Origin of the sequence: Methylobacterium ajmalii, assembly GCF_036448855.1 — a bacterium.
Taxonomy (GTDB): Bacteria; Pseudomonadota; Alphaproteobacteria; order Rhizobiales; family Beijerinckiaceae; genus Methylobacterium; species Methylobacterium ajmalii.
Window position 1 is genome coordinate 167,203 of sequence record NZ_JAZFXT010000021.1, and the last position, 25,511, is coordinate 192,713.

The window sequence follows — 25,511 nt, forward strand, 5'->3', positions numbered from 1 at the left end:
ACTCCGAGGTCGGGTATCGGGTAGCGCTTCCCGATACCTGACCGCCCAACGACCAGGGTGGTCCGAGGCGGACCTCGCCGCTATTGACCTCAGCTAATCGCGCGATAAGCTAAGTAGCGTATTTTTGAGGATTCGGCATGGCTGTTGACACCCAGAAAGAAACCGGCGTGCACCAGTTTTTGCGCCGCTACGTTTCCAATCCGGAGCGGTTGGCCGCCGCGCTCGTGACCGAGTTCAACCTGGTCTCGTGCAAGGAGGACCAGGTCTTGTGCAGGGCCGGCGATGAGGCCGATTGCGTCTGGATCGTCGAGACGGGGGAGTTCTGCATCCGCTCGACGCACAAGCTCGCGGGCCGCGGGCCCGGAGACATCATCGGTGAGGCTGCTTTCTTCCGACCCCGTCAGGACGGCGGTCCGGCCCGGCGTGGAGCCGATGTCATCGCGTCGCGGCGGTCGTCGGCCTGGAGAATTGACCGGTCGGTTTTGGAGTTCTTGGACCCTGAGTGCAGGGCAATGTGGCTGGAAGCCGTCTGCGGCGCGCTCGTCGTCAAGCTCGACGAAGCCGTCGTGCACCGGGCTGCGCTGACCGGCGAGGTTGTGGACATCGAGAGCATGGTCTCACGGTTCGTCTGCCCGGACGGTGTTCAGGCAGCGCTCGGCGCCATGCGGATGGCCGCAACCAAGATCAAGCCGATCAACAAGGGCATGGTCGTTTGGTTCAGCGACATCTCGGGGTTCTCCGCTTATGCGGAAGGACTTGAGCCAGCGGCGGCCGCGGCGGCACTCGAACTGATGGTCGAGCCGCAGGTCCGCGCGATCAGCGCCGCCGGCGGGCAGGTCGACAAGTTCCTCGGCGACGGCCTGATGGCGTTCTGGCCATGCCCGGACGAGGCCCGCTTGGTCAAGGCAGCTAACGCCGCTGCGAACGCGGCCCTGGCGGCCGTGCGGGATGTCGGCGTGGCCGCGGCGGATAACGGCCTGCCGATGGGCCTGCGGATCGGCTTGCACCTTGGTGAGGCCATCGTCGGCGATTTCGGCGCTGGGGGACGGAGCGCCTACACCATCATCGGCGAGACCGTGAACACCGCGAGCCGGTTCGAGCAGTACAAGCCCAAGGACGGACAGCCGAACGGGCCCGTGCGCATCAGCGACCGGGTTTTCGACCGCCTCGACACCGACGCCCGGGCACGGTTTGGCCCCGAGCCCTTCGCCATGCCGGCCAAGCATGGCCGCACCTACCCTGCCCACTTCTCCATTGACTGAGGAAAGACCGACCATGGCCTGGGACGTCACGCGCAGCCGCGCGCGCATCTCCAACCTGATGGGCACCGTGCCGAAAGCGGCGGTGGTCGTCGAAAGCTTCGACCAAGGCTATCTCGACAGGCGTCGTATCGACCTGCGGGCGCGCGGTAAGTCCCTAGGTCGGGACGAGGCGCCCATCTTCAGTGTCCCGGATCGCAAGGCTGTCTTGGTCGACGGCGTCCACGTCTACGTGAACCTCATCGACTACCACGATGTCATGCTTGAGGAGGGGCGCGAGACCGAGGCCGCAAGCCGACGTCTCATGCAGTTTCTGCACCTGCACTACTCGGCAGCTGACCGGATCGTCGCCGATTACGAGGCGCAGCGGGTCGACTTCCACGGACCCCGGCTGCACGCGGTCGTCGTGACCCCTCCCGGCAGCGGCAACGAGCGGCAGCGCGTCCTTCGCGCCATCGCCATGGCAAACGCGCTGAAGGACACCATCGAGGCGGCCGCCCCACGCTTGGGCAAGACCAAGCTCAACACCCGCGTGCGCATCGGCATCGACACGGGCAAGGCGGTCGCCATCAGCAGCGGCAGGAAGCACGAGCCGGAGCCGCTGTTCCTTGGACAGCCGGCGAACCACGCGGCGAAGATTGCGGCCGGGGACACGCCGGGGATCTTCCTTAGCGACAACGCCCGCGCCGTGATCGGGCAGCTCCGCACGGGGTCGCTGCTCATGGAGCGCGCCATGGCGCTCTCCGACACCGAGCGCCTCAAGTATTTCAACGAGGGCCTCGGGCGCCCCGTTTGGACGCAGGATGCCCAGCCGATCCGCAACCAAGTCGATGCCGCGATCTGGTCTTTGCAGACGGACACCGTGCTGATGGAGAGCCTAGCAAGCGAGGCGGTCTTCCACTTCCACCACCATGAGCCTCCGCTCAGCAGCATCGATTTCGGCGTCCTCAAGCCCAGCAACTCGGTGCGCATGTCGCTGATGTCGGTCTTTGCCGACCTGGACGGCTTCACGGCCTACGTCGACCGCTGCATCGCCACGAACCAGATCGCGCCGATGGTGGCGAACATCCATGTCATCAGAGGCGAACTGGCCGCGGTCGTGAAGGAAGACTTCAACGGCAGGAAGGTCCGCTTCATCGGCGATTGCGTACACGGCATCGTCGCGGACGGGTCGCGTGTCGAGACCGACAGGGCCGCTTCCGTCGAGACGGCGGTCAGGATGGCCGGCGGCATCCGCTCATCGTTTAACCTGTGCCAGGCGATGCTGCACGACATCGACGACCTCGGTATCGCCATCGGCCTGGAGCTCGGCCAGACGCCCGTGACGCGGCTTGGAATTCGGGGCGACCGGAGCGTTCGATGCGCGTCGAGCCGGGCGGTCTCGGGCTCGGAGGGGCTTCAGCAGGATTGCTCCGGAACGGAGACGAGCCTGGGGCCGACCGCTCGTGAAGCCGCTCACTCTCGGGTGAAGCAGATCTTCCGTTTCGGCAAGGCCAACAACCTCGACTACGAGGCGGTCGAGGCTCTGCTGGGCACGCCGGCGGCCCCGGCCGTGGCGAGGACCGTGGCAGTTGCTCCTACCATCCGGCGGCCCGAGCCGGAGCATCGCTTCCATGCCAACGGCTGACAACCTGTTAGAATTAGCTCTCGCCGAGGCGCCGGCCTGGTTCCAGGTAGGCGCCTCGTTCCCGAACCGCGCAAGGGGTCTGGCCGCGGTGACACTCAATGCCGCGGTGGCGTCGTTCGTCGTCGAGCTTGAGGTAGCTGAGCTCGACGGGGCGGTGCGAGCACGTGAACACGTCCCAGGCACGGTATTCCCGGTTCGCTGCTTCGAGCGGCACATAGAGGCGGATGGCTGGTTCTGCCTTGGCCTGCCTGAGCAGGCCGCAGTTTCCGACCGGCCGTCGGCTGCGGGATGGTGGAACCGGCTTGAGGATTACCTGCGCATGCAGCGTACCGCAGCCCGGACAGGTCTCTGGCCCGAGCAGCACGCTTTGTCGCATGGCGCGGCAGGCCTCCATCACCAGCGTGCCCTCGATCATGCCGGAAGGGCGGGGCTCGCCGATGCTTACGAAGCCTTCATGCTGGGCGACCCCTCTCTGCTCGCCTCGCTCGAACCGCTCCTGCGGAGGACGGGGGACCGACTTCGGAACGGCCGTTGTCCGTGTCCATGTGGCCGCAGGCGACGGGATGGCCATGCCGTCCTAAGACGGAACTGCCCGCACCGCGAGGACGTGGTGGGCGTGTTGCGCGAGGAGCGACTTCGTAAGGAGAAGCTGGTGCAGTTCGTCGCTGCCGCGAAGCTGTCCGGCATGACCTGCTGCGGTACGATGCAGGCCTGCCCGCTCCGGTGAGCGCCCGAGGCCGATCCCGTCGGGATGACGCTGCCGGCCGCGAACGACGTTGAGCGGACGGTCCCGTTCACCATACCCTTTCCGATGGCTACCCGGACGAATCCGTCAGTGGTACGCTGATCCGCGAATTGGCTGACAATGGCAGATCGCACATGTCCTCGACTTTTGGCTCCTACATCGCGGCACGGAGAAAGCAGCTCGGCATCAGCCAAAAGGAGCTGGCGAGCATGATCATGAAGGAGGATGACGAGAGGCCAATCACGCCTCAATACCTAAATGATATTGAGAGAGACAGAAGACAGCCAACATCTGATCATATAATTAGCCAATTTTCAGAGGCTCTAAGAATTGAATCAGACTATTTGTTTTATCTATCTGGTATATTACCTTCAGATGTGAGGGATGCGAATATACCGCGCGAGGACGTCGTGCAAATGTTTAGCGCCTTCCGTCGAACTGCCAAATAGGCTCTGAAGATGGTCTCCTGGGTCGTCGATAGGACAGGTCGCTTTGGCAAGCGCCCATACTACCGAGAGAAAGACCTCGACCGTGCATGCGAGGTCATCGTACGTCGTCTCCTCCAGGACAAAGTAGGACGCATCCGCTTTCCTTTGACCACCGACGAGCTCTGTGTCCTCGTCGAGCAGCATGTCTCAGATCTCGACGTTTACGCCGACCTCACCGATGACGGCTTCGACGTTGAGGGCGTCACCAACTTTTCCGTTGGAGTTCGACCAGAGATCAAGGTCTCTCAGACACTTTCCGCGAGCGATACCAGGGAGAACCGTTATAGAACAACACTCGCACATGAACTGGGCCATGCCGTCTTCCATGACGAAGTTTTCCAGTTGAGATTTGCCGCCGGAGACCTGTTCGTCGAACGAGGTGGGGCACGCGTCGTCTGCAAGCGTGAAACGATGCTGGATGCCCCTCAGGTCGATTGGATGGAGTGGCAGGCGTCCTACGCGAGCGGTGCTTTTTTGATGCCTCGGGAGGCGCTCACTGACCTGCTTCGGCCCCTCGTTCTAGCAAGCGGGAAGCTCACCCCCTTTCGCATCGGAACCGAACTTTCCGATCAATTGATTGCTGCAATTACCGACGCCTTCGCAGTTTCCAGGGAGGCGGCGAAGATCCGCCTCATCAAGCTGAATTACCTTTCGGACAAGCCTGTAACAGCGACACTTTTCGACTGAAGTTCAACTCGGTTCGTATCCCCGAAAGAGGGCTTTTATTCGCGCGTGGGGTATCAGGTAGCGCTACCCGATATCCCGCTACTGAGTCGCGTTTTCGGGCACCGGCCCGGCGAATCGGAACCGCCTTCGGCACCGCTACGGCGTCGCTGTGCTGTGGATCCCGGCGCCCCAGGCTTGCACAGGCACCCCGCACCGATACACGGTCGACCACCCTCAGGAGACACCGCCATGAAACCCGACCGCGAGCGCCCGACTGACTGACCGCCGGAGTGCCGCCGCGTGCCGAGCCTCCGCATCCCGCGAGGCTCCGATGCCATCCAGAACCCTATTTTCGAGCGACCACCATTTCGGCCACCGGGCCCTTCTGGGCGAGCAGATGACCACCCGCCGTCCGTTTACCTCCATCGAGGAACACGACGAGGCGCTGATCGCGAACTGGAACGCCGCGGTCGGCCCCGAGGACACGGTCTGGCACCTCGGCGACTTCTGCTACCGTTGCGGCGAGGACTACGCCCGTTCCGTCTTCGGCCGCCTCCGCGGACGTCGTCGTTTCCTCGTCCGGGGCAACCACGACAAGATCGGTTCGCGGTTACCCTGGGACGGCATCGTCGACGTGGCCCGGGTGGTCGTCCCCGGACCGGACGGTGCGCCGCAGGGCGTCTGGCTGAGCCACTACGCCCATCGCATCTGGCCGCGCATGCACCGCGGCGACCTACACCTCTACGGGCATTCCCACGGTACGCTGCCGGGTACCGCGGCCAGCACCGACGTCGGTGTCGATTGCTTCGGCTTCCGACCCGTCACCCTCGACGAAATTCGGGCGCGGTTGGCCGAGAACGCGTCAGTGGCGACGGGACCGCCATGACCTGCACCCTTGCAGGATCCATCCACACCTATCCACCGGCCGAACGCTGCAGACTGCCGAGGATCGCCTGACGCCTTGACGTCCTGCCCGCCTGTTGCCAGTTTGTTCCGAACCTGGGCGGTCACCCGTCCCCTCGCGAGATCACCGTGCCCCGTTCCCTGCACCTCATACGGAGAGCCCCGGCCATCGGCCGAACCCCGCTTTCCCCCGACGCCCTACAGGGGGCCTGACCGACGCTTGGCGTCCGGCGGCCCTACGGAGGCCGCCTTGACCGACGCCATCACCGAGCCCGCCGACGCCCCCGTCGCGTCCGGCCATGTACCTACCCATTCCTTCGCCGCACCCCCGCCCGAGACCGAGGACCCCGCCCGCCAAGTCGGCGAGATCTTCAGGCGGCTCAGCGGCTGCCACGCCACCTACGGCGAGGCGGCGTTCGCCCGCATCGCCGCCGCCGTGCTCGTCGCCCTCGGCAGGTCCGCCCTTGAGGAGGCCGAAGCCCTAGCCCTGCGACTGAGGGAGCGGTCGGCCCCGGCCCGCCCCGGCATCAGGGTATCCGCGACGGCACGCCGGGTCGACTTCGACGCCTGGGACCCCGGCGACCCGGACTGACCCTCACGCGCACGATCCTCCAGGAGAAACCCATGACCCGCCTTGAGCGCATACCGCGCGCCGCCGACGCCCAGCCGGCCCGCCACCTCCCCACCCGATCCGACAAACCCGCAGGGGTCTGACCGGCGCGCATCGACGCGCGGCGGCCCCATGCCGGAGGCCGCCATGGACACCAGGAAGACTCCCGCCAGCGCGCTGCTGGACCACGCCCGCCGCACAGCCCACCAAGCCGAGCGTGACGACCTCCTCGACGACCGGGACGCCGACGCCGTCCATGCATCTCCCGAGGAAGCGCACGCCGCCTTCCTCGACAAGAATTCCGTCCCCCGGATGCTCGCGACCGCGATGTTGGTGGAGGCCTTGTCCGAGCGCGATCAAGCCGCCATCAGGAGGCGCAGCGGCCTCGCCGTCGTCGTCGAGGTAGCACACCCCGAGATGGTCCAGCCGGTCGGCGATGCACTCCGTACCGCGGGAGCGTTCGCGGAAATCTTCCGGCGCTCCGGAACCAAGAGGACACAGGATCTCCCCGACCAGGGATGCGATACGGTGGCCGCCCTGCTCGGGGGCGGCTCCAACGTCGCGGGCGTCTCGCAGGCGCCCGAACGCTACCTGCCGTCCACCCTGACAGTGGCCGCCGACATCCGGCTGAGGCTGGGCGCCCCGACGCCGAAGGCGGTCCGGACGGTGATCACGCTGGTCACCGGTCGCCGGCCCCGCAAGCTTCCGCCGCTTGCCGGGCTGACGTTCCTCGACGCCTGCTCCGCCATCCGCCGCAACTCCACCGCGGCCACCTGCAAGAAGCGGCTCGCCGCCGTGGTCGCCGCAAGGCAGGCCGTGGTCGCGACCAACGACGCCCCACCCCTGGAACACGTTTTCGGGCTCGGCGAGGCGAAGGAATGGGGCCTGGCGCTCGTGGCCGCCGTCGACGCGTGGCGCACCGAAGGCATCCCCTGGGCGGAAGCCGTCCAAGGTGACCGCGCGGTCATCGTCGCGGGACCGCCCGGCAACGGCAAGACGAGCTTTGCCGTCAGTTTGGCCAGGAGCTTGAAGCTCAGGCTTCACGTGGCCAGCGCGTCCGCGTGGTTCACGAACAACTCCGGACACCTCGGCGACGTAATCCGCGCCATTTCCAACACATTCCAGGAAGCATCCGCCAACGGTCCGGCGGTATTACTCATCGATGAGCTGGACGGAGTTCCGTCACGTGAAAGTTTAGATAATCGCCACAGAGATTTTTGGACGCCAGTGATCACAGCCCTGTTGCAGGAGATCGATTCGGCTGCTTCATCGAGCGCCAATTTGATCATCGTCGCGGCAACAAATTACCCGGATAGACTTGACCCGGCACTCGTCAGGCCGGGTCGCCTCAACAGGGTCTTGAGGATCGGGCTCCCGGACGCCGAGGCCATCGTCGGCATCCTCTGCCAGCACCTCGGCGACCACGTCCCGGCCGGGGCGGACCTGACGCCGCTCGGCATCCTCGGGCTCGGCGCCACCGGGGCCGACGTCGCCGGCTGGGCCAGGGGCGCCCGCGCCGCCGCCCGGGCCGCTGGCCGGCCCGTGGCGATGGCCGACCTCGTGCGCCAGGTCTGCCCGCCCGAGACCCGTGCCCCCGAGACCGTCCGGGCCATCGCGCGCCACGAGGCCAGCCATGCCGTGATCGGCGAGGTGACCGCGACGACGGCGCTCGACGTCGTGACCATCGTCGAGCGCGGGGCCTGGGCCGGCAGCACGAACGCGCGCCTGCGAAATCCCGTCATGATGACCTCCGCGCAGGTCGAGGCGCTTGCCTGCACCCAACTCGCCGGCAGGGCGGCCGACGAGGTCTTCGGCGAGCCGACCTCGGGTGCCGGCGGCGAGCGCTTCAGCGACCTCGCCACCGCCACGGCCCTGCTCGCCTCGAAGGCCGCGTCCTGGGGCCTCTCGGGGTCGCTCCTTTACAGGGGTGATCATTCTGAAATGCACGCGCTCGTCCGCGCGGACGCCGCGCTCAGGGACAGCACGGCGCGCGAACTCGACCGTCTCTACGTCCGGACCCTCGGCCTGGTCCGCGCGAACCTCGACCGCATCGAGCGCGTCGCCTCCCGACTGGTCGAGCGGCGCGTCCTCGGCGGTGACGAGGTCCGCACGATCATCGCGGAAACCCCGGCGACGCCGGCCGGCGAGGCGGGCGCCGTCGAAGGAGGGCCCCATGCACGGTGACGTCGATGCCCGCATCGCGGAGATCATCCTGGGCCTGCTGCGTCTCTCGCGCCTCCTGCCGCCCGACGACATGGACAGCCTGCTGGGGTCCGTGGCCGTCGAGGTCGAGACCGGGATGGAGCTCGTCGAGGAACGCCGCTTGACCCGCCGGGCGGACGGCAACGTCGTGGCCTTCCCCGGGGCGGGACACCAGTGAACGGGCGTCGACGGTCGTCACGCGTTGTCCACAGCCGTCTCACCGAAAATCCACCGGCCAGGGAATTGTTAACCGGCCGTCAGCCTGGGCGATGGCACGTTAACTCCACCGCCCGAACATCCATCCACCGGCCAGCGCCTGGCCCCACCGAAGGAGAGCAAGCATGCCCTGCATGACCCTACGTCTCCCCCGGACCGGCGCTTCCCGAATAGCGGCGACATCCCCCCACCGGAACTGACCTCGGAGCGCCCACGGGCGCCCGAACCTTCGCGTGACCACGAAGGCCCGCCCCGTCACGGGGTGCGGTGTCCAGCTTTCTTCCCGGGAGATGCCACGATGTTCAATCGCCACACGACTCTTGCCGACATGTGCGCCGGCCGCCAGACCCTGTTCTCGGCCCCGGCCCTCGTCGCCCCCAAAGGGTGACAGGCTAGTCCCGGCCAAAGGGGGACACGGGAACGGTCGCGCGAGCGGCTCCCGATCTCGTCGGCATCGACTACGCGCGGACCGATCCGGACCGCGTACCCCGGTCGCGCAAGCACGGGCCCTCGGTCGGAGACCTGCCCGATCCGGTCAGGCGCCGGACGCACGGCTTCGACAGCGAGTCCGAGCGGACCGTCATCACGGTCCTCGCCTCGTTCTCGACCGTCCGTGCGATCCACGAGCAGGTGAAGGTCAACTTCCGCCGCAACGGCGTCCTGCACGTCTACTTCATCGACGTCGTCGTCGAGCATCGCTGCGGCCATCGCAAGGCCTACGCGGTCAAGGACACGGCCGAGTCGGCGAAGGAAGACGACACCTGGGCGAAGCTGGAGCTCATCTGCGAGCAGGACACCGCAGGGGTCGCCGATGACTTCAGGCTGGTGACCTTCGAGGGGCTCGACCCCGCGGCGGTCGAGAACGCCAGCCTGATCGCCCGCTGCGGCGCCGAGCAGGACAGCGAGGCTTGGGAGGCCGTCCGAGCGACGCTCCCGAACCTTCCCGGGACCGTCACCGCCGCCGCCATCGGGCAGGCGTCCGGATACGGCGTGAGGGGGATGAGGGCGGCCTTCGCCCTCATCCCGGCGGGTCTCCTGAGGAACCCGCCGGGCGAGCGCCTCCACATGGACACCCCCTTAACCAACGGGTCGAGCCTGATCGGCGCTAACCACGCCGCTTAACAGACCCTGCAGCTCGCACCGGGAGGATGCCCTTCAAAGACACCCTCCCGGCACCCTCAAAGGAATGACGAATACATGCCAAACACCCGACTTTATCTCTCCCTCAACGACCGCGTCCGGCGGAACGGCGAGTGCTACCGCCCCGCGGAACGTCTCGCGCAGGCCTGGGTGCTGATACACGTTGTGGACGGCGAGATGCTCGTCGACGACGACGATGCATGGCACCTCACCGACAAGCGCCAGCAGGAGCTTCGGGACGCCAAGCTCATCGCCGTCGACGAGAACTACTTCTCTGCGGCCGCGAGGGACCTTGCCCTCCGCGACGACGACCTCCTGCTGCACGACCTGAACGACGAGGAGTTGCGGACCATCGCCTGGAAGGTCGAATGGTGCACGCGCGTCCAGCGTGCCCGCGCCGGCCTGGATGGCCACGGGAAGAAGCCCGCCCTCTCGCAGGAGGGTCTCGCGGCCTTCATCGAGCGCGAGCGCGACGCCGTGCATCGCTGGTACCTCGACCGGTATCGGATGGCGCGGCCTCCCGGACGGCGGATCGCCGGGCAGGAGGCCAAGACCTACGACTACCCGGGGCCGACGACCCTCAGGGAATGGCTGGCCGATTACGAGGACGCCGAGTTCCGGTCCAGCGCCTTCAAGCCCGGCTACCGCCGGTGCGGGAACCGCAGGCAACTCGACGCCCGGGTCCTGGAGATCATCGAGCAGCAGATCGACCAGTACGCCAGCCGCGGGATGCCCGCGAAGGACGATGTCTTCATGGACGTCGACGCGGCGGTCCGTAAGCGCAACAAGGAGCTGCCCAAGGACGCCCAACTGTCGGTGAACGAGCGGGCAGTCCGACGCCGCGTCAACAGGATGGCGCCGATGGTCGTCGACGCCGGACGGCTCGGCCCGGAGGTGGCGGGCCGCAAGTACGCACCGGTCGGCCAGGGCCTGCGGACCTACGACGGGCTTGAGGTCATCGAGCGGATGGGCCGCGTCGAGATGGACGATTGGGAGATGGATCTCTTCGCCATCCTCAACGACGCCGAGGTCTACGACACGTTGACCCCGAAGGTCCGCGAGGCCGCGCAGAAGGTCGACCGCAGGGTCCGCTGCACGGTCACCGCCGGCATCGACGTCGTCACCCGCTGCATCGTCGCCTTGAACGTCACGCCCGACAAGCCGTCCACCATGGGCTCCCGGCGCGCCCTCCACTCGATGTTCATCGACAAGTCGGGATGGGCCAAGCTCGCCAAGGCTACCTCGGAATGGAACATGGCGGCGAGGTCGCGCGAGGTCGCGACCGACGGCGGACCCGCCTTCGAGGGCGACTTCCGCGACACGGTCCGGCGCGTCGGCATCACCCACCGCTACCCCGGCGGCAATCCCACCTCGCGCGGCCACATCGAGTCGTTCTTCCGGACCTTCAAGCGCTTCTGCCGCACTTTCACCGGCCAGGCTTTCTCCAACGTGGTGAAGCGCGGCGACTACGAGGCGGAGGCGCTCGCCAGCGTCATGGCCCACGAGATCGAGCTCCTGCTCGTCCGCTTCATCGTCGACGACTACCACCTCCGCCCCCATTCCGGCCTCTCCGGAATGAGCCCGCTCTCGGCCTGGGAGCGGTCCTCCAACGACCTGCTCCCCCCGCCGGACGAGGTGCAGAGGCACGTGGCGTTCGGCATCCGGAAGCGGGGCCTGCGCATCCGCCCGCCGGGCATCACCTTCATGCACGTGCAGTACAAGCACCCGAAGATGGGCGTCCTCCTCGGCCTGGTGGGCAAGCGCGAGCTGACCGGGGTCATCAACCCCAACGACCTGGGCACCATGCTCGTGCTCGTTCCGGAGGAAGCCCGGCGCGCCATCGGCGCCGCGGGCGACTTCATGGAGTTCAAGGCGGACGAGTTCCGCGGGGTGCCGCTGACGAGGCTTGAGCACTTCAACGACGAGATCAAGCGCTTCGCCGCCGACGAGGACGCCGCCGGCCGCAGCGTCAGGTACGAGGCGCGCCAGTTCATCAAGCGGGCGGCGGAAGAGGCGCGCATCCGGGCCGGCGTCCCGTCCGACATCATGACGAACGACCAGCACCTCGCCTTCTTCGAGCGCCTTGAGCGCGGCGGCGACCGGGCGTCGGCGCCCAGGCCGAAGCCCGTGGGCGCGCCGATGTCCACCGCGGACGAACCGGACACGCTGGGCGTTTCGGTCGCGAGGAAGCCGGGCTCCGGCCGGGTGGCCGACCCTGCCAAGCCGACCAAGCGTCGGTCCGTGAACCGCTACCGTGACGAGGAACGCTCATGACCGCCCAACTCGAAGCCGCCACCCGCCTCTCCTTGGACGAAGACGACTACTTCCGGGGCGTCAGCGCCGGCATGCCCGAGGGCAGCCGGCGCGTGATCGACGGCCTGGAGAAGGTCAAGTCGGTCTACGTCGAGTGCGACCGCGACGACGCCCTCCTCACGGGCTTCAACCGCTACCTGGAGCGGTACGTCGCGACGCGCCGCCTCCCCCGGCAGGAGGCGGACTGCTTCTTCCTCGTCGGGGCGAGCGGCGCCGGCAAGACGGCCGCCATCGGGCGCCTGCTGAGCGGTCACGCGGCGCTGCGGCCCGTCCCGACGCCCTACGGGCTCAAGCCGCGCTACGTCTCGATCAAGCTCAAGGGCTACGCGCCCCCTCGCCTCGTCGGCCTGCAGATCGTCCGGGAAGCTGGATACGGGCTGGCCATGAAGACCGGACGCGGCGAGGTCTGGGACGGGATGGCCGGACATCTCCAGTCGCAGGGCGTGTTCCTGGTCCACATCGACGAGGCCCAGCACCTCCTGAAGCGGAACGCCTCCCAATCCGACCGCGAGGAACTCGCGAACGCCATCAAGGGCGTGGCCATCGACACGAAGTGGCCCGTCGCGTTCGTGTTCTCCGGCCTGCCCGAGGTTCTCGGGCTGCCCATCGGCGACGATCAGGTCGAGCGGCGCGGGAACTTCGTCCGGTTCGCCGACGTGGCGATGCCCGAGGAGAAGGATCTCGTCCTGAACATCCTCTCCCGGATGGGCGAGGCGGTCGGCATCGCGTCGAGCCACCTGGCGGATACCGACCTGCCCGAGCGCCTAGCCTTCGCGGCCCGGCACCGGTACGCCCGGATCTGCCAGCTCGTGGAGGGAGCCCTCCAGGAGGCGATGCACTGGAAGAGGGAGGCGCTGACCTACGGTCACTTCGCCGTCGCCTTCGAGCGCCGCTCCCTGGCCTACGGGCAGGACGACAAGAACCCGTTCTTGGCGGAACACTGGAGGGGGCTGCGCCAGGGCTCGTTCCTGACCATCGACGACGCACCGGCGCGATCGTCGTGAACGGGGACGCAACCACCCTTCCGGCCCGGGATACGTTCCTGAACCTCGGGCATCCTTTGCAGCCGAAGGAACCGGCGATGGGCTACGCAGCCCGCCTCGCCGCCTTGAACGGCGTCGACCTGCAGACCCTCCTGAGGGACATGCGGATCGACGTCGAGGCCCTGGGGCGCGGCGACGGGCGCGCCCTGGACGCCCTTGCCGCCTTGAACCGGCAGAACCCGGCCAGCCGGTCGGACCTTGGTCGGTACACGCCCTCGCACGACGTCGGCGACAAGAATGTCGTGGTCGGCGGCCACCGCTTTCCACCCGGATCGGCACTGGCGTCGGCGACGCGGGTGTGCCCGCACTGCGTCGCGGAGGATCTCGCCCGGTTCGAGGGACCGACGGAGGCCCGGCCGTGGTCGAGGCTCGAATGGCTGCTGGAGCCGGTGAGGGTCTGCGGCCGGCACGGGACGGTCCTGGTGCACGTCGAGGCCGACGCGACGCTCCGGGCCGGCCACGATTTCTCGGCGACGCTGGCCGACCGCGTCCTCCCCGTTCTGGACCGGCTACGCACGGAGGCGGCACCCGCCCCCGGAACCGCCTTCGTGGACTGGTTCGCCGCCCGTCTCGACGGCACGTGCGATCCGGGCAACTGGCTGGACGACGTGCCGCTGCACGCCGCCTCGGCCTTCTGCGAGGCGCTCGGCGTCTCGGTCATCCACGGTCCCGGAACGCATCCCTCGGACATGGGCGACCTCGCGCGGGCGGCGGAGGAAGGGTACCGCATCGCCGCGCGGGGGGCGGACGCGGTCGAGGATGCGCTCGACGGCATCGTCGGACGCCTGAGCTTCGGGAAGCGCGGCTCCATCGGCCACGGCAAGGTCTACGGACGCGTCCACGCGGTCCTGCGTTCGAATCGCCAAGACCCAGCGTTCGAGAAATTCCGCCACGTCCTGCGGGAGCACGCATTTTCCAAGCTACCCATAAGCCCGGGGACGGCCTTCCTCGGCGTGCGGCTGGACGAGCGGCGCATGCACACGCAACGGAGCGCCGCCTTTTCGAGCTCGCGGTCCGACGTCGGCCTGCTCCGGCTGATCGGGGCCGAGGCCGTCGCGGAGGGGCGCCGGCTCTGGATCACCGTCGAGGAATTCGGGAAGGTCGTCGCGAACGTCGAGGACCACCTCACGGCCAAGGACGTCGCCGCCCGGACCGGGTTCTCGGTGAAGCAGGTCGGGCACCTTGAGGAGGCGGGATGGCTGCCCGTCCTGCCCGAAGCCGACCGGAACGCGGGCTCGAAGCGCCGCTTCCTGCGCCCAGAGGTCGATGCCTTCATGTCGAGGCTGTTCCAAAACGCCGTGCCCGTGGCCAACCCCGCCGAGCCGCGGATGACGATTGATCGGGCCGCGCCCGGCCTGCGGGTCGGCACCGTCGAGATCCTGAACCTGATCCTCGATGGACGGCTCGCATGGGTGGGACGCCATACGACGGGCAGGCGCTACGGCGACCTCCTGATCGACCGCGACGAGCTCTTCAGGGTCATCCAGGGCGAAGGCTCCGCCGACGACGTCACCGAGACCGAGGCGGCCGCGATGTTGGCCGGCGTCGACCCGAAGAACCTGTGGTGCCTCGTCAGGGAAGGCATGCTGGAGTGGTCGCCCGGATACCGCCCGCGCGATCCGCGGTCGGTCAGGGCGCTGACCAGGGCGAGCGTCGAGGCATTCGCCTCCGAGTACGTCACACTCATGGAGGCGACCGCCTACCTCGGCCTCTCGCCGCAGCAGGCGATGCGCCGGCTCGCGGAAGGCGGTGTCCGAGAGGCGGCGCCATACGACCGGGTCCGGACGAAGCTCTATCGACGCCGCGACCTGAAGGCGTGTCGACCGGGAGCCGACGCCGCCTGAACTCGGCGCTCAGTGCATCCCGGGAGCCGACGCCGAGACCGGTTCGAGGTCCGCCTGCGGATCGTACGAGACCTGCATGATCCCGAAGGCCATGGCGGCGCAGCACATGCGGCAGGCGTCGTACCGAAGCTGGAAGTCCGCGGCCGCCCAGGCCTCGGCCGTGACGGGGGCGTCGCCCGCGATGTCGGCACGAAGGAGATCGAGCTCCTTCCGGATGTGCGCCGCGTCGAACGCGACCACGGAGACGCGGGAGGCGAAGTGTTCCAGCATCTCCGGGTCGACCGGGACCTCGTGATCGTCGAACCGGAACCAGCGCAGCCCCGTCTTCGGGTCCGGAGGAGTGATGCCGTCGCGCTGGGCGCACATCGACATCATCTCGACGACGCTCTCGACGGCCTCCGCTCGCGTGGGGACGGGTTCCGGGGTGCCGACGATCCGGGGAACGCCCGGCGGCAACCCCTTGAACTCAAGGTCGGCATGCCAGCCGCCGCCCTCCTGGTAGAGGTGCACGCCGGCCGCCTTGGATAGCTGCCAGTACGCCTCGGAGGCGGCGAAGAGGTTGCTGCGGGCTTCGACCTGCGCGCCCGTCACGTCTACGAGTTGGACCTTCAACTGCCGCAGCATCGAGGTCGCCTTCGCCCGGTTCTGCGGATTGTTGTGATTGTAGCCCATGGCGACGCCTCGTCCCGCCTTCGGCGAACTTGCCGGCCGGTCGAGGGATTCTCGGATCCGAGGCTGCAAGCGACAAACCTCGCGAGGGGCATCTCACGTGAGGTTGCACGGCCTCCAAATTATGTGCGGAACTTTGGTGTTTCAGGCAGGCAACTATGGTGTTGCCTGCCCGCCCTGCCCTTCGGGCTCAATGCGGAATATTGGGTCGGCTATTATGAGGCGCCAGCTCGATTAAGGCCCCATGTCGAGGTTCGGCCCTCGGCATCGGATCACGGACGATACGTCCCGGGCCGCCTTCTTCCGACGGCGGCCCGGAATCATTCCAGCGGTCTTCACCCTCCGATCCGGAGCCCTGCCCCGGACATGGGAATACCCGCTACTCCTAAGCCGCCTTCCCGCCCCGGGTCGCCACCAGGGCGCCGGCGACGATGAGCCCGCAGGCGAGCGCCAGCGCCCAGGTCGCCGGGGCGTAGCCGGCGGCGACGAGGATCAGGGTGGAGAGGACCGGGGCGGCGTAGGAGCCGACGCCGAGGAGGCGGATGTCGCCGCGCTTCACACCGATGTCCCAGAGGTAGAACGCCGCCCCGACCGGCCCGAGGCCCAGCGCCGCGACCGCGGCCCATTGCGCCGGTCCGTCCGGCCACACCGTGCGCTCGACGGCAAGGTGGCAGGCGAAGCTCAAGGCCGCGGTGGCGAGGCAGAAGCCCGCCACTGCGTCGGTCGGCACCGCGCCGACCCGGCGCGACAGCACCGAGTAGCCCGACCACAGGAAGGCGCAGGCGAGCGCCGCGGCGTAGCCCGGCAGGGCGGCGGCCTCGAAGGTGAGCGAGCCGCGGCCGAGAAACAGTGCCACGACGCCGGCGAGCCCGAGGAGCGCGCCGGCGAGGTGGGCCGCGCGCAGGCCGCCCTCCCCCGGCAGGAGTGCGGAGAACAGCACGATCAGGAGCGGCCAGAGATAGCTGATCAGCCCGGCCTCCGCCGGCGGCGCGAGGCGGAGCGCCGCGAAGTAGAGCGCGTGGTACCCGAACAGCCCGGCGATCCCGAGCGCCCAGACCGCGGGCGGCTGGCGCAGGGACGCGAGCCCGGACGGCCGCACGATCCAGCTGGCGCAGCCGAGGAGGCCGCCGACCAGGAAGGTCATCGCGGCGAGCTGGAACGGCGGCACCGCGCCGGAGGCCGCGGTGAAGAGCGCGAGCAGCGACCAGAGCAGGATGGCGCCGGAGCCGACCAGGGTGGCGGAGCGGATCGTCATGGGAGTCGTCGTGGGGATCGTCATGCCGTAGGGGAAGACCCGAGAGAGGTCTATCACGCCGGGCCCGCCGGTCGACCGGAAAATACCGGGCCCGCCGGTCCGTCGAGAGATTCCAGGCCTGCCCGCTTGTCGGGAAATCGGGTAGGACGGCCCTCCCCGCGGAGGGACCGTGCCCTGATCGAACTCGCCCCCGGCCTGATCCACGTGCCGGGCTACCTCGACGCCGAGGCGCAGGCCGCGCTCGCCGCGGATCTGGCGGAGATCCTGCGCGAGGCGCCGGCCTTCACGCCGACGATGCCGCGCACGGGAAAACCGTTCTCGGTCCGGATGACGAATTGCGGCCCCCTGGGATGGGTCTCCGACCGGGCGGGCTACCGCTACCAGGCGAGCCACCCGGAGACCGGCCGGCCCTGGCCGGCGATGCCTGCGAAGGTGCTGCGGGCCTGGGCGGCGCTCGCCGGCTGCCCGGCCGAGCCCGAGGCCTGCCTCGTCAACCTCTACGCCCCCGGGACCCGGATGGGGCTGCACCAGGACCGGGACGAGGCGGAGTTCTCGGCCCCCGTCCTGTCCCTGTCCCTCGGCGCGACCGCCCTGTTCCGCTACGGCGGCACCGCGCGCACCGACCCGACCCGCTCGGTGCGCCTCGTCTCCGGTGACGCGATGGTGATCGGCGGGCCCTCGCGCCTGATCTTCCACGGCGTCGACCGCATCCTGGCCCGGAGCGCGGACCTCCTCTCCCCGGCGCCCGGGCCGGTCCTGCCCGCTTCGGTGCCGGCGGGTGGGCGGCTCAACCTGACCTTGCGGCGCGTCTCGGCGATCCGCCGCGCTTGACAGACCGGCGCGCTCGGCAGAGGCATCCACGTCCCGCGCGCGGCCCGCTCCCCGGGCCGCGACGCGCCCTTCTTCCGAGCACCGCCCGCTCCCGGACGGTCTCCCCGCGAACCCAGAGACGAGTCTGATGTCGACGAGTCCCCTGTCGCTGCGCAGCCTGGCGCTCCTCACCGGCCTGATCGGCCTGCCGGCCGGGGCCCTGGCGGCCGATCCAGTCTACCCGCCGGGCTCGCGCTTCGGCTTCGAGCCGGCCAAGGAGATGGTGGTGTCGCGCCGCTTCACCGGCTTCGAGCGGCAGAACGGCGGCGCCACGGTCTCGGTCGTCGAGCTGCCGGCCCAGGCCTACAAGGATCTCGCCACCAACTTCACCGACGAGAACCTGAAGACCCAGGGCCTCGTGGTGAAGACCCGCGAGACGCTCAAGCTCGCCGACGGGCGCGAGGGCATGCTGTTCACCGGCGAGCAGCCGGTCGAGCAGCCCGCCGGCGCGCCGGCCCTGCACAAGTGGGTCTTCCTCGTCTCCGACCCGAGCGTGACCGGCATCGTCATCGGCCAGACCCTGCCGGGCGCCGAGAGCGACGAGGCGATGCGGGCGATGCTGACGAGCGTGCGGGTGCGCCCGGCCCTCACCATCGACCAGCAGGTCGCGGCCCTGCCGTTCCGGGTCACCCAGAACGCGGGCTTCCGGCCCGTGCGGGTGCTCGGCGGCAACTCGGTGCTCTACACCGACGGGCCGAAGGACCAGATGACGAACCTCGAACAGCCGATCCTGGTGCTGGCCGAGGCGGTGCAGCCGGCCCCGTCCGCCGACCAGCGCGACGCCTTCGCCAAGGCGGCGCTGTACTCGAACCAGACGATGAAGGACTTCGCGATCGAGCGGTCGCAGAGCTTCCGGCAGAACGGCGCCGACTGGCACGAGATCGTGGCCCGGGCCGTCGACATCCCGTCCGGCACGCCGGTGGTGGTCTCCCAGACGATCCGCTTCCAGCCCGACGGCTACTTCCGCGCCGTCGGCGTCGTGCGCGCCCAGGATCGCGAGGCGATGCTGCCGCGCTTCCGCAAGGTGGTGGACGCGATCGCGTTCTGAGCGAAGCCCGGGGGCATCGTACCCCCCGGGGGCGAGGCCGGGCGTTCCCGCCCCCGTCACGCCGCGCGGGCGGGGGCGCTGCGCACCGGCGCGTCGCCGGCGACGAAGTAGGGCGCGTCGCTGCGCGGCAGCGGCGCGCGGCCGCGGATGCGGTCGGCGATCTTCTCGGCCATCATGATCGTCGGCGCGTTGAGGTTGCCGGTGACGATCAGCGGCATGATCGAGGCGTCGACGACCCGCAGGCCCTCGAGGCCGTGGACCCGGCCCTCCCCGTCCACCACCGCCATCGCGTCCTCGCCCATCTTGCACGAGCAGGAGGGGTGATAGGCGGTCTCGGCGTGCTCGCGCACGAAGGCGTCGAGCTCGGCATCGGTCCGTCGCGCCGGGCCGGGGCTGATCTCGCGGCCGCGATAGGGATCGAGCGCCGGCTGGGCCACGATCTCCCGGGTGATGCGGATCGCGTCGCGGAACTCGCGCCAGTCCTGCTCCGTCGCCATGTAGTTGAACAGGATGCTCGGATGCTCCCGCGGGTCGCGGGAGGTCAGGCGGATCCGGCCGCGGCTCGGCGAGCGCATCGAGCCGACATGGGCCTGGAAGCCGTGCGCCTTGATCGGGTTGCTGCCGTTGTAGCTGATCGCCAGCGGCAGGAAGTGGTACTGCAGGTTGGGCCAGGCGAAGTCCGGGCTCGAGCGGATGAAGCCGCCGGCCTCGAACTGGTTGCTGGCGCCGATCCCGGTGCCGAGAAACAGCCACTGCGCGCCGATGGCCGGCTGGTTCCAGGGCCGCAGGGCCGGCGCCAGGGAGACCGGCTTCGTGCACTCGTACTGAACGTAGATCTCGAGGTGGTCCTGGAGGTTCTCGCCGACGCCCGGCAGGTCGAGCACCACCGGCACGTCGAGGCCGCGCAGGAGGTCCGCCGGGCCGACGCCGGAGCGCTGGAGGAGCTGGGGCGAAGCGATGGCGCCGGAGCAGACCAGCACCTCGCGGCGCGCCCGTGCCGCGGCGGCACGCCCGCCCTGAAGGTAGGCGACGCCGCTCGCGCGCCGGCCCTCGAACAGGACCCGGTCGGTGAGCGCCCCGGTGACGATGGTCAGGTTCGGGCGGGCGCGTGCCTGGTCGAGGTAGCCCCGGGCGGTGCTGGAGCGGCGGCCCTTCGGGGTCACGCTCCGGTCCATCGGCCCGAACCCCTCCTGCTGGTAGCCGTTGAGGTCGGGGGTGCGCGGGAAGCCGGCCTGGACCCCGGCCTCCACCATGGCGGCAAAGAGCGGGTTGGCGCCGGGCTTCGCCGTCGTCACGCTCAAGGGGCCGTCGCCGCCGTGATAGGGGTCGGGCCCGGCGTCGCGGCTCTCGGCCTTGCGGAAATACGGCAGGCACTGGTCGTAGGACCAGCCCGACAGGCCCGGCAGCTGGGCCCAGCCGTCGTAGTCGAGGGCGTTGCCGCGGATGTAGCACATGCCGTTGATGAGCGAGGAGCCGCCGAGCCCCTTGCCGCGGCCGCATTCCATCCGCCGCCCGTTCATGTGGGGCTCGGGATCGGTGAGGTAGGCCCAGTTGTAGCGCCGGCCCTGGAGCGGATAGGCCAGCGCCGCCGGCATCTGGGTGCGGAAGTCGAGGCGGTAATCCGGGCCGCCGGCCTCCAGCAGCAGCACCGTCGTGTCCCGATCCTCGGTGAGCCGCGTGGCGAGCACGTTGCCGGCGGAGCCGGCGCCGACGATGATGAAGTCGTACTCGGGTGCGTCTGTCTGCGGCATGATCTCGGATCCGGTCTCGGGGGACGGGCGGCGCGGGCCGGTCGCGGGGACCGGGACGCCGCCGCGGGTCGGTGGCGGTTCCTGCGTCAGAACACGGGGGCGAAGTCGCCGAGCTCGATCTGGATCGACTTCGTGCGGGTGAAGCGTTCGAGCGATTCGATTCCGTTCTCGCGGCCGAGGCCCGACTGCTTGTTGCCGCCCACCGGCATCTCGGGAGGCGATTCGCCCCAGGTGTTGATCCAGCAGATGCCGGCCTCGAGGCCGTGGACGATCCGGTGGGCGCGCGCGAGGTCGCGGGTGACGACACCGGCGGCGAGGCCGTACGAGGTGGCGTTGGCCCGGGCCAGCACCTCGGCCTCGGTCTCGTAGCCGAGCAGGCACATCACCGGCCCGAAGATCTCCTCGCGCACGATCTCCATGTCGTCGCGGCACTCTCCGAACACCGTCGGCGCCACGTAGGCGCCGGCCGCGAGAGCCCCCTCCGGCGCGTGGCCGCCGACGAGGAGGCGGGCGCCCTGCTCGACGCCCGAGCGGATGAAGCCCATCACCTTCTTGCGGTGGGCATGGCTCGCCAGCGGCCCGAAATTCGTCGCCTCGTCGAGGGGATCGCCCATGCGGATGCGCGCCACGCGCTCCAGCACCCGCGCGGTGAACGGCTCCATCAGGTGCCCGGGCACGAAGACCCGGGTGCCGTTCGTGCAGACCTGGCCCGAGCTGAAGAAGTTCGCCGCCACTGCGATGTCGGCGGCGCGGTCGAGGTCGGCATCGTCGAGGACGACGAGCGGCGACTTGCCGCCGAGCTCCAGCGTCACGTCCTTGAGGGTCGAGCGGGCGGTGCCCGCCATCACCTTGGCCCCGGTGGCGGTGCCGCCGGTGAACGACACCTTGGCGATCGCCGGATGCTCGGTGAGCCAGGTCCCGATCTCGGCGCCGAGCCCCGGCAGGACGCTGAACACGCCCGCCGGCAGGCCGGCCTCGGCGTAGATCCCGGCGAGCGCGAAGGCGGTGAGCGAGGTGACCTCGCTCGGCTTGAACAGCATCGCGTTGCCGGCGGCGAGCGCCGGGGCCGACTTCCACAGCGCGATCTGGATCGGGTAGTTCCAGGCGCCGATGCCGGCGACGAGGCCGAGCGGCTCGCGGCGCGTATAGGCGAAGGAGGTCTCCCGCAGGGGGATCTGCCGGCCCTCGATCGCCGCGGCGAGGCCGGCATAGTATTCGAGCACGTCGGCACCGGTTACGATGTCGACGCTGCGGGTCTCGGCGATCGGCTTGCCGGTGTCGAGGGTCTCGAGCCGGGCGAGTTCGTCGTTGCGGGCGCGCAGGAGGCCGACCGCCCGCATCAGCACCCGGCCGCGCTCGCGCGCCGGCGTGGCGGCCCAGGCCGCCTGCCCGGCCCGCGCGGCCTCGATCGCGTCTTCCAGGTCCTCGCGGGTCGTGTGCTCGACCTCGGCCAGCACGCGGCCGTCGGCCGGGTTGATCGCCGGGAAGCTGCGCCGGCCGGCCTCCGCGGCGGGGCGCCCGGCGATGAAGGGACGGTGGATCGGAACGGACGGCATCGGTGACGACCTCGGGGAACGACCTCGGTGGAGGGGGATGTCGGGCGGGGCGCGGGCGACGGCCGCGCTCACGGATTCTGGAGCAGCCCGCGATAGATCTCGCCGTGGTCGCACAGGCCGGCGAGACGCCCGAGATCGTCCACGAAGACGATCGGGTAGGGCGAGCGCAGGCGCAGGTCGATCGCGGCCCGCAGCGGCAGGTCCACCGGGGCGACCACGACCCCGGGGGTCTCGCCGCCGCCGGCCCCGCTGCCGTCGACGCGGCCGAGCGGCATCTCGCGCCCGCGGATTTCGGCCGAGACCGGGCGCTCGGCCCGGTCGAGGCGCAGGCGCACCTCGCCGCTGCCGTCGAGGATCACGGCATCGCCGTCCCGTCTCAGGGCGGAGGCGGGCGTCATCACGGCACCGCTGTCGAACACCTCGAGGGGGTTCATGTGCTTGACGAACTCGGCCACGTAGGCGTTGGCCGGCCGCAGCACGATGTCGGAGGGCGTGCCGTACTGGACGACGTGGCCGCCCTCCATGATCGCGATGCGGTTGCCGAGCTTCAGCGCCTCCGACAGGTCGTGGCTGACGAACACGATGGTCTTGTTGAGCCGGCGCTGCAGCTCCAGGAGGTCGTCCTGCAGCTTGTCGCGGATCAGCGGGTCGAGGGCCGAGAACGGCTCGTCCATCAGCAGGATGTCGGCGTCGGTGGCGAAGGCCCGGGCGAGGCCGACGCGCTGCTGCATGCCGCCCGAGAGCTCCTGCACCATCTTGTCGGCCCAGGATTCGAGGCCGACCATCGCGAGCTTCTCGTCGACGGTGCGGTTGCGCTCCGTGGCCGGCACGCCGCGCAACTCGAGCCCGAACCCGACATTGTCGCGCACGCTGCGCCAGGGCAGCAGGCCGAATTGCTGGAAGACCATCGAGACGGTGTTGAGCCGCACCTCGCGCAGGGTCGCGGCCCGACAGCGGGTGACGTCGACCGGCTCGCCGCGGTGGCGCACCAGCACCGCGCCGCGGGCGACCTTGTTCAGCCCGTTGATCGCCCGCAGCACGGTCGACTTGCCCGATCCCGACAGGCCCATCAGGACGCAGATCTCGCCCGGCCGCACGTCGAGGCTGACCTTGAACGTGCCCATCAGGACGTCGGTGCGCCGGCGGATCTCGTCGCGCGTCAGTCCCTCGTCGGACAGGGCGAGCGCCGCCTTGACGTTGCGGCCGAAGGCGATGTCGACGTCGCGCAGCGCGACGGCGCAGTCGGAAGCGGGAGTGGCGGGGGCCGGGTCCATCGGGACGGTCAGCGGGGTGGCGTCCGAGAGGGTGCGCCGGTCCATGTCGATCGCGGTCATCGGGCAGCCTTCCGTTTGCGTGGCGCCGGACGCTTGCACACGCGGTCGAGGATGACCGCGAGGATCACGATGGCGAGCCCGGCCTCGAAGCCCATCGCGATGTTGACAGTGTTGAGCGCGCGCACGACCGGCTTGCCGAGCCCGTCGGCGCCCACCAGCGCGGCGATGACCACCATCGACAGGCTCAGCATGATGCACTGGGTGATGCCGGCCAGGATGGTCGGCATCGCGCTCGGCAGCTCGACCTTGAACAGCATCTGCGTCCGCGTGGCGCCGTAGGCGAGCGCCGCCTCGCGCAGGCTCGGGGGCACCGAGGCGATGCCGAGCTGGGTTAGGCGGATCGGCGCGGGGAGCGCGAAGATCACCGTCGAGATGATGCCCGGCACCGTGCCGAGGCCGAACAGGACGAGGGTCGGGATCAGGTAGACGAAGGTCGGGATCGTCTGCATCAGGTCGAGCAGCGGCCGGATCGCCTCGTAGAACAGCGGCTTGTGCGCCCCCAGGATGCCGACCGGCACGCCGATCAGCACGCACACCGCCGTCGACCAGATCACCAGGGAGAGGGTCTCGATCGTCGCCTCCCAGTAGCCGAGGTTCACGACGAGGAGCAGCGAGGCGACGATGAACAGCGCGAGCCCGATCGAGCGGTGCAGCAGGTAGGCCCCGAGCGCGAACAGCCCGATCAGCATGAGCGGCGGCACGGCGATCAGCCCGTCGGTCAGCCCCTGCACCATCGCGCTGAGGACCGTCGAGACCAAGTCGAAGAACGACTGCGCATGGGTGTTCAGGAAATCGACGAAGACCTTGAGCCAGATGCCAAGCGAGATTTTGTGGCCGACGATCCAGTCGTACATGGGGGCACCCGCTTCATGGAATGACGGGGGACCGCCGGCCGCCGCCGACGGGGTCGGGGTGGCGGCGGGCGCGCCCCGCCGCGCGGCGTCAGTGGAGCCCGAGGCTCGCCCGGACCGCCGGCAGGGCGGGCTTGCCGTCGAGGGTCTCGACGCCGTCGAGCCAGCGCGACCAGGCGCCCGGATTGGCCTTCAGCCAGGTCTCGGCGGCCTTCTCGGCCGGGAGCCCGTCGAACAGGATCGAGCCCATCACTAGGTTCTCGGTCGGCAGGTCGAAGGTCAGGTTCTTGAAGAACCTGCCGAGGTTCGGGCACTGCTCGGCGAAGCCGGTGCGCAGGTTGGTGAAGATCTCGGCACCGCCGTAGTTCGGCCCGAAGGTGTCGTCGCCGCCCGACAGGTAGCGCATCTTGAACTTGGTGTTCATCGGGTGGGGCTCCCAGCCGAGGAACAGGATCGGCTCCTTGCGCTGCACGGCGCGCTCGACCTGGGCGAGCATGCCCTGCTCGCTCGACTCGACCAGATCGAAGCTGCCGAGGTCGTACTTGTTGTCCTTGATGATCCCGAGGATCGTCCGGTTGCCGTCGTTGCCCGGCTCGATCCCGTAGATCTTGCCCTTGAGCTGGCGCTTGAACTTATGGATGTCGTCGAAGCTCTTCAGGCCCTGGTCGTACAGGTACTCGGGCACCGCGAAGGTGTATTTGGCCCCCGTTAGGTTCGGCCCGATCACCTCGACTTCCTTCTTGTCGAGGTAGGGCTTCCGATCGGCCTCCATCGTCGGCATCCAGTTGCCCAGGAAGACGTCGATGTTCTTGGCACCGAGGGACGCGTAGGTCACGGGGACCGACAGGATCTGGGTCTTGGGCGCGTAGCCCATGCCGCTCAGCACGCGCGAGGCGAGGGCCGTCGTCGCCGTGATGTCGGTCCAGCCGACATCGGAAAACCGCACCGCCTTGCAGGAGGCCGGATCGGCCGCAGCCGCCGGCGTGGCCAGCAGGGACGCGCCCAGGAGCGCACGAGCCAGGATATTTCGCATGACACCTCCGACCACACCCTAGCCGGGCTTCCCGCCGGCCAGTCCCGTTGAACGATCATTCAATACACTGCTTTGCCCAAAGTCACGC

22 protein-coding genes are annotated in these 25,511 nt (G+C 69.2%); 15 read left to right on the forward strand and 7 right to left on the reverse strand.

Annotated elements, in window-relative coordinates; translation table 11 throughout:
• The first annotated feature begins 137 nt into the window (after positions 1–137).
• The 13 genes from V3T34_RS08430 to V3T34_RS08490 all read left to right on the forward strand — a co-directional run bounded on the left by V3T34_RS08430 (position 138) and on the right by V3T34_RS08490 (position 15,056).
• Entirely contained in the window at positions 138–1,262 is a 1,125-nt protein-coding gene (locus tag V3T34_RS08430; RefSeq protein ID WP_305076643.1) for a cyclic nucleotide-binding domain-containing protein, read from the forward strand.
• Between the two features lie 13 nt (positions 1,263–1,275).
• Positions 1,276–2,886 (forward strand): adenylate/guanylate cyclase domain-containing protein, encoded by a 1,611-nt coding sequence (locus tag V3T34_RS08435; RefSeq protein ID WP_305076644.1) that lies wholly within the window; start codon positions 1,276–1,278, stop codon positions 2,884–2,886.
• Entirely contained in the window at positions 2,873–3,613 is a 741-nt protein-coding gene (locus V3T34_RS28560; RefSeq protein WP_407942684.1) for an E2 domain-containing protein, read from the forward strand. Before V3T34_RS08435 ends, V3T34_RS28560 begins: the two co-directional genes overlap by 14 nt.
• A 152-nt stretch (positions 3,614–3,765) precedes the next feature.
• Positions 3,766–4,080 carry a helix-turn-helix domain-containing protein gene (locus V3T34_RS08445; RefSeq protein WP_305076646.1) on the forward strand — a complete coding sequence of 105 codons (315 nt, stop codon included), beginning with the start codon at positions 3,766–3,768 and terminating at the stop codon, positions 4,078–4,080.
• Positions 4,081–4,089: 9 nt separating this feature from the next.
• Positions 4,090–4,806 (forward strand): ImmA/IrrE family metallo-endopeptidase, encoded by a 717-nt coding sequence (locus tag V3T34_RS08450; protein WP_305076647.1) that lies wholly within the window; start codon positions 4,090–4,092, stop codon positions 4,804–4,806.
• A 310-nt stretch (positions 4,807–5,116) separates the two neighbouring features.
• The gene (locus V3T34_RS08455) at positions 5,117–5,671 is read left to right on the forward strand and encodes a metallophosphoesterase (RefSeq protein ID WP_305076648.1); all 555 of its coding nucleotides are present in this window, start codon (positions 5,117–5,119) and stop codon (positions 5,669–5,671) included.
• A 267-nt stretch (positions 5,672–5,938) separates the two neighbouring features.
• Positions 5,939–6,280 carry a hypothetical protein gene (locus V3T34_RS08460; protein WP_305076649.1) on the forward strand — a complete coding sequence of 114 codons (342 nt, stop codon included), beginning with the start codon at positions 5,939–5,941 and terminating at the stop codon, positions 6,278–6,280.
• Positions 6,281–6,445: 165 nt separating this feature from the next.
• Entirely contained in the window at positions 6,446–8,482 is a 2,037-nt protein-coding gene (locus tag V3T34_RS08465) for an AAA family ATPase (RefSeq protein ID WP_305076650.1), read from the forward strand.
• A complete protein-coding gene (locus tag V3T34_RS08470) occupies positions 8,472–8,678 on the forward strand; it encodes a hypothetical protein (protein ID WP_305076651.1) in 207 nt (68 codons plus the stop codon). The genes V3T34_RS08465 and V3T34_RS08470 overlap by 11 nt, the downstream gene beginning before the upstream one ends.
• 668 nt (positions 8,679–9,346) lie before the next feature.
• A complete protein-coding gene (locus V3T34_RS08475; protein WP_305076652.1) occupies positions 9,347–9,838 on the forward strand; it encodes a hypothetical protein in 492 nt (163 codons plus the stop codon).
• A gap of 168 nt (positions 9,839–10,006) precedes the next feature.
• Positions 10,007–12,130, forward strand: coding sequence for an integrase core domain-containing protein (locus V3T34_RS08480; RefSeq protein ID WP_305076653.1), 2,124 nt, complete (start codon positions 10,007–10,009; stop codon positions 12,128–12,130).
• A complete protein-coding gene (locus tag V3T34_RS08485) occupies positions 12,127–13,173 on the forward strand; it encodes an ATP-binding protein (RefSeq protein ID WP_305076654.1) in 1,047 nt (348 codons plus the stop codon). Before V3T34_RS08480 ends, V3T34_RS08485 begins: the two co-directional genes overlap by 4 nt.
• Positions 13,170–15,056: a TniQ family protein gene (locus tag V3T34_RS08490; protein WP_305076655.1), complete on the forward strand. Its 1,887-nt coding sequence runs from the start codon at positions 13,170–13,172 to the stop codon at positions 15,054–15,056. The genes V3T34_RS08485 and V3T34_RS08490 overlap by 4 nt, the downstream gene beginning before the upstream one ends.
• Positions 15,057–15,065: 9 nt before the next feature.
• Here the strand turns inward: V3T34_RS08490 and V3T34_RS08495 are convergent, their stop codons facing one another.
• Positions 15,066–15,728, reverse strand: a complete 663-nt coding sequence (locus V3T34_RS08495) for a hypothetical protein (RefSeq protein WP_305076656.1) — start codon at positions 15,726–15,728, stop codon at positions 15,066–15,068.
• A gap of 382 nt (positions 15,729–16,110) precedes the next feature.
• On the reverse strand, positions 16,111–16,980 hold the full coding sequence (gene yddG / locus V3T34_RS08500; RefSeq protein WP_305076657.1) for an aromatic amino acid exporter YddG: 870 nt from the start codon (positions 16,978–16,980) through the stop codon (positions 16,111–16,113).
• Positions 16,981–17,184: 204 nt separating this feature from the next.
• Here yddG and V3T34_RS08505 point away from each other — a divergent pair, with 204 nt between their 5' ends.
• Both V3T34_RS08505 and V3T34_RS08510 read left to right on the forward strand, forming a co-directional pair.
• The gene (locus V3T34_RS08505; protein WP_305076658.1) at positions 17,185–17,811 is read left to right on the forward strand and encodes an alpha-ketoglutarate-dependent dioxygenase AlkB; all 627 of its coding nucleotides are present in this window, start codon (positions 17,185–17,187) and stop codon (positions 17,809–17,811) included.
• A 127-nt stretch (positions 17,812–17,938) separates the two neighbouring features.
• A complete protein-coding gene (locus V3T34_RS08510; RefSeq protein ID WP_244533736.1) occupies positions 17,939–18,898 on the forward strand; it encodes a hypothetical protein in 960 nt (319 codons plus the stop codon).
• 56 nt (positions 18,899–18,954) lie between these two features.
• On the opposite strand, the gene betA is transcribed toward V3T34_RS08510, so the two are convergent.
• From betA to V3T34_RS08535, 5 genes are all read right to left on the reverse strand, one after another.
• Positions 18,955–20,649 (reverse strand): choline dehydrogenase, encoded by a 1,695-nt coding sequence (gene betA, locus V3T34_RS08515; protein WP_331369143.1) that lies wholly within the window; start codon positions 20,647–20,649, stop codon positions 18,955–18,957.
• An 86-nt stretch (positions 20,650–20,735) separates the two neighbouring features.
• The gene (gene betB, locus V3T34_RS08520) at positions 20,736–22,205 is read right to left on the reverse strand and encodes a betaine-aldehyde dehydrogenase (protein WP_305076660.1); all 1,470 of its coding nucleotides are present in this window, start codon (positions 22,203–22,205) and stop codon (positions 20,736–20,738) included.
• Between the two features lie 68 nt (positions 22,206–22,273).
• Positions 22,274–23,479, reverse strand: coding sequence for a choline ABC transporter ATP-binding protein (choV, locus tag V3T34_RS08525; RefSeq protein ID WP_091887477.1), 1,206 nt, complete (start codon positions 23,477–23,479; stop codon positions 22,274–22,276).
• A 56-nt stretch (positions 23,480–23,535) separates the two neighbouring features.
• Positions 23,536–24,393 (reverse strand): choline ABC transporter permease subunit, encoded by an 858-nt coding sequence (gene choW / locus V3T34_RS08530; RefSeq protein WP_060850116.1) that lies wholly within the window; start codon positions 24,391–24,393, stop codon positions 23,536–23,538.
• 88 nt (positions 24,394–24,481) lie between these two features.
• A complete protein-coding gene (locus V3T34_RS08535) occupies positions 24,482–25,423 on the reverse strand; it encodes a choline ABC transporter substrate-binding protein (RefSeq protein WP_305076661.1) in 942 nt (313 codons plus the stop codon).
• Between the last annotated feature and the right edge of the window lie 88 nt (positions 25,424–25,511).

Bases quoted from the DNA above. Each gene is read 5' to 3' on its own strand.
- V3T34_RS08430 (WP_305076643.1), top strand. From the start codon at position 138: ATGGCTGTTGACACCCAGAAAGAAACCGGCGTGCACCAGTTTTTGCGC.
- V3T34_RS08435 (WP_305076644.1), top strand. From the start codon at position 1,276: ATGGCCTGGGACGTCACGCGCAGCCGCGCGCGCATCTCCAACCTGATG.
- V3T34_RS28560 (WP_407942684.1), top strand. From the start codon at position 2,873: ATGCCAACGGCTGACAACCTGTTAGAATTAGCTCTCGCCGAGGCGCCG.
- V3T34_RS08445 (WP_305076646.1), top strand. From the start codon at position 3,766: ATGTCCTCGACTTTTGGCTCCTACATCGCGGCACGGAGAAAGCAGCTC.
- V3T34_RS08450 (WP_305076647.1), top strand. From the start codon at position 4,090: ATGGTCTCCTGGGTCGTCGATAGGACAGGTCGCTTTGGCAAGCGCCCA.
- V3T34_RS08455 (WP_305076648.1), top strand. From the start codon at position 5,117: ATGCCATCCAGAACCCTATTTTCGAGCGACCACCATTTCGGCCACCGG.
- V3T34_RS08465 (WP_305076650.1), top strand. From the start codon at position 6,446: ATGGACACCAGGAAGACTCCCGCCAGCGCGCTGCTGGACCACGCCCGC.
- V3T34_RS08470 (WP_305076651.1), top strand. From the start codon at position 8,472: ATGCACGGTGACGTCGATGCCCGCATCGCGGAGATCATCCTGGGCCTG.
- V3T34_RS08485 (WP_305076654.1), top strand. From the start codon at position 12,127: ATGACCGCCCAACTCGAAGCCGCCACCCGCCTCTCCTTGGACGAAGAC.
- V3T34_RS08495 (WP_305076656.1), bottom strand. From the start codon at position 15,728: ATGGGCTACAATCACAACAATCCGCAGAACCGGGCGAAGGCGACCTCG.
- yddG (WP_305076657.1), bottom strand. From the start codon at position 16,980: ATGACGATCCGCTCCGCCACCCTGGTCGGCTCCGGCGCCATCCTGCTC.
- V3T34_RS08510 (WP_244533736.1), top strand. From the start codon at position 17,939: ATGTCGACGAGTCCCCTGTCGCTGCGCAGCCTGGCGCTCCTCACCGGC.
- betA (WP_331369143.1), bottom strand. From the start codon at position 20,649: ATGCCGCAGACAGACGCACCCGAGTACGACTTCATCATCGTCGGCGCC.
- betB (WP_305076660.1), bottom strand. From the start codon at position 22,205: ATGCCGTCCGTTCCGATCCACCGTCCCTTCATCGCCGGGCGCCCCGCC.
- choV (WP_091887477.1), bottom strand. From the start codon at position 23,479: ATGGACCCGGCCCCCGCCACTCCCGCTTCCGACTGCGCCGTCGCGCTG.
- choW (WP_060850116.1), bottom strand. From the start codon at position 24,393: ATGTACGACTGGATCGTCGGCCACAAAATCTCGCTTGGCATCTGGCTC.
- V3T34_RS08535 (WP_305076661.1), bottom strand. From the start codon at position 25,423: ATGCGAAATATCCTGGCTCGTGCGCTCCTGGGCGCGTCCCTGCTGGCC.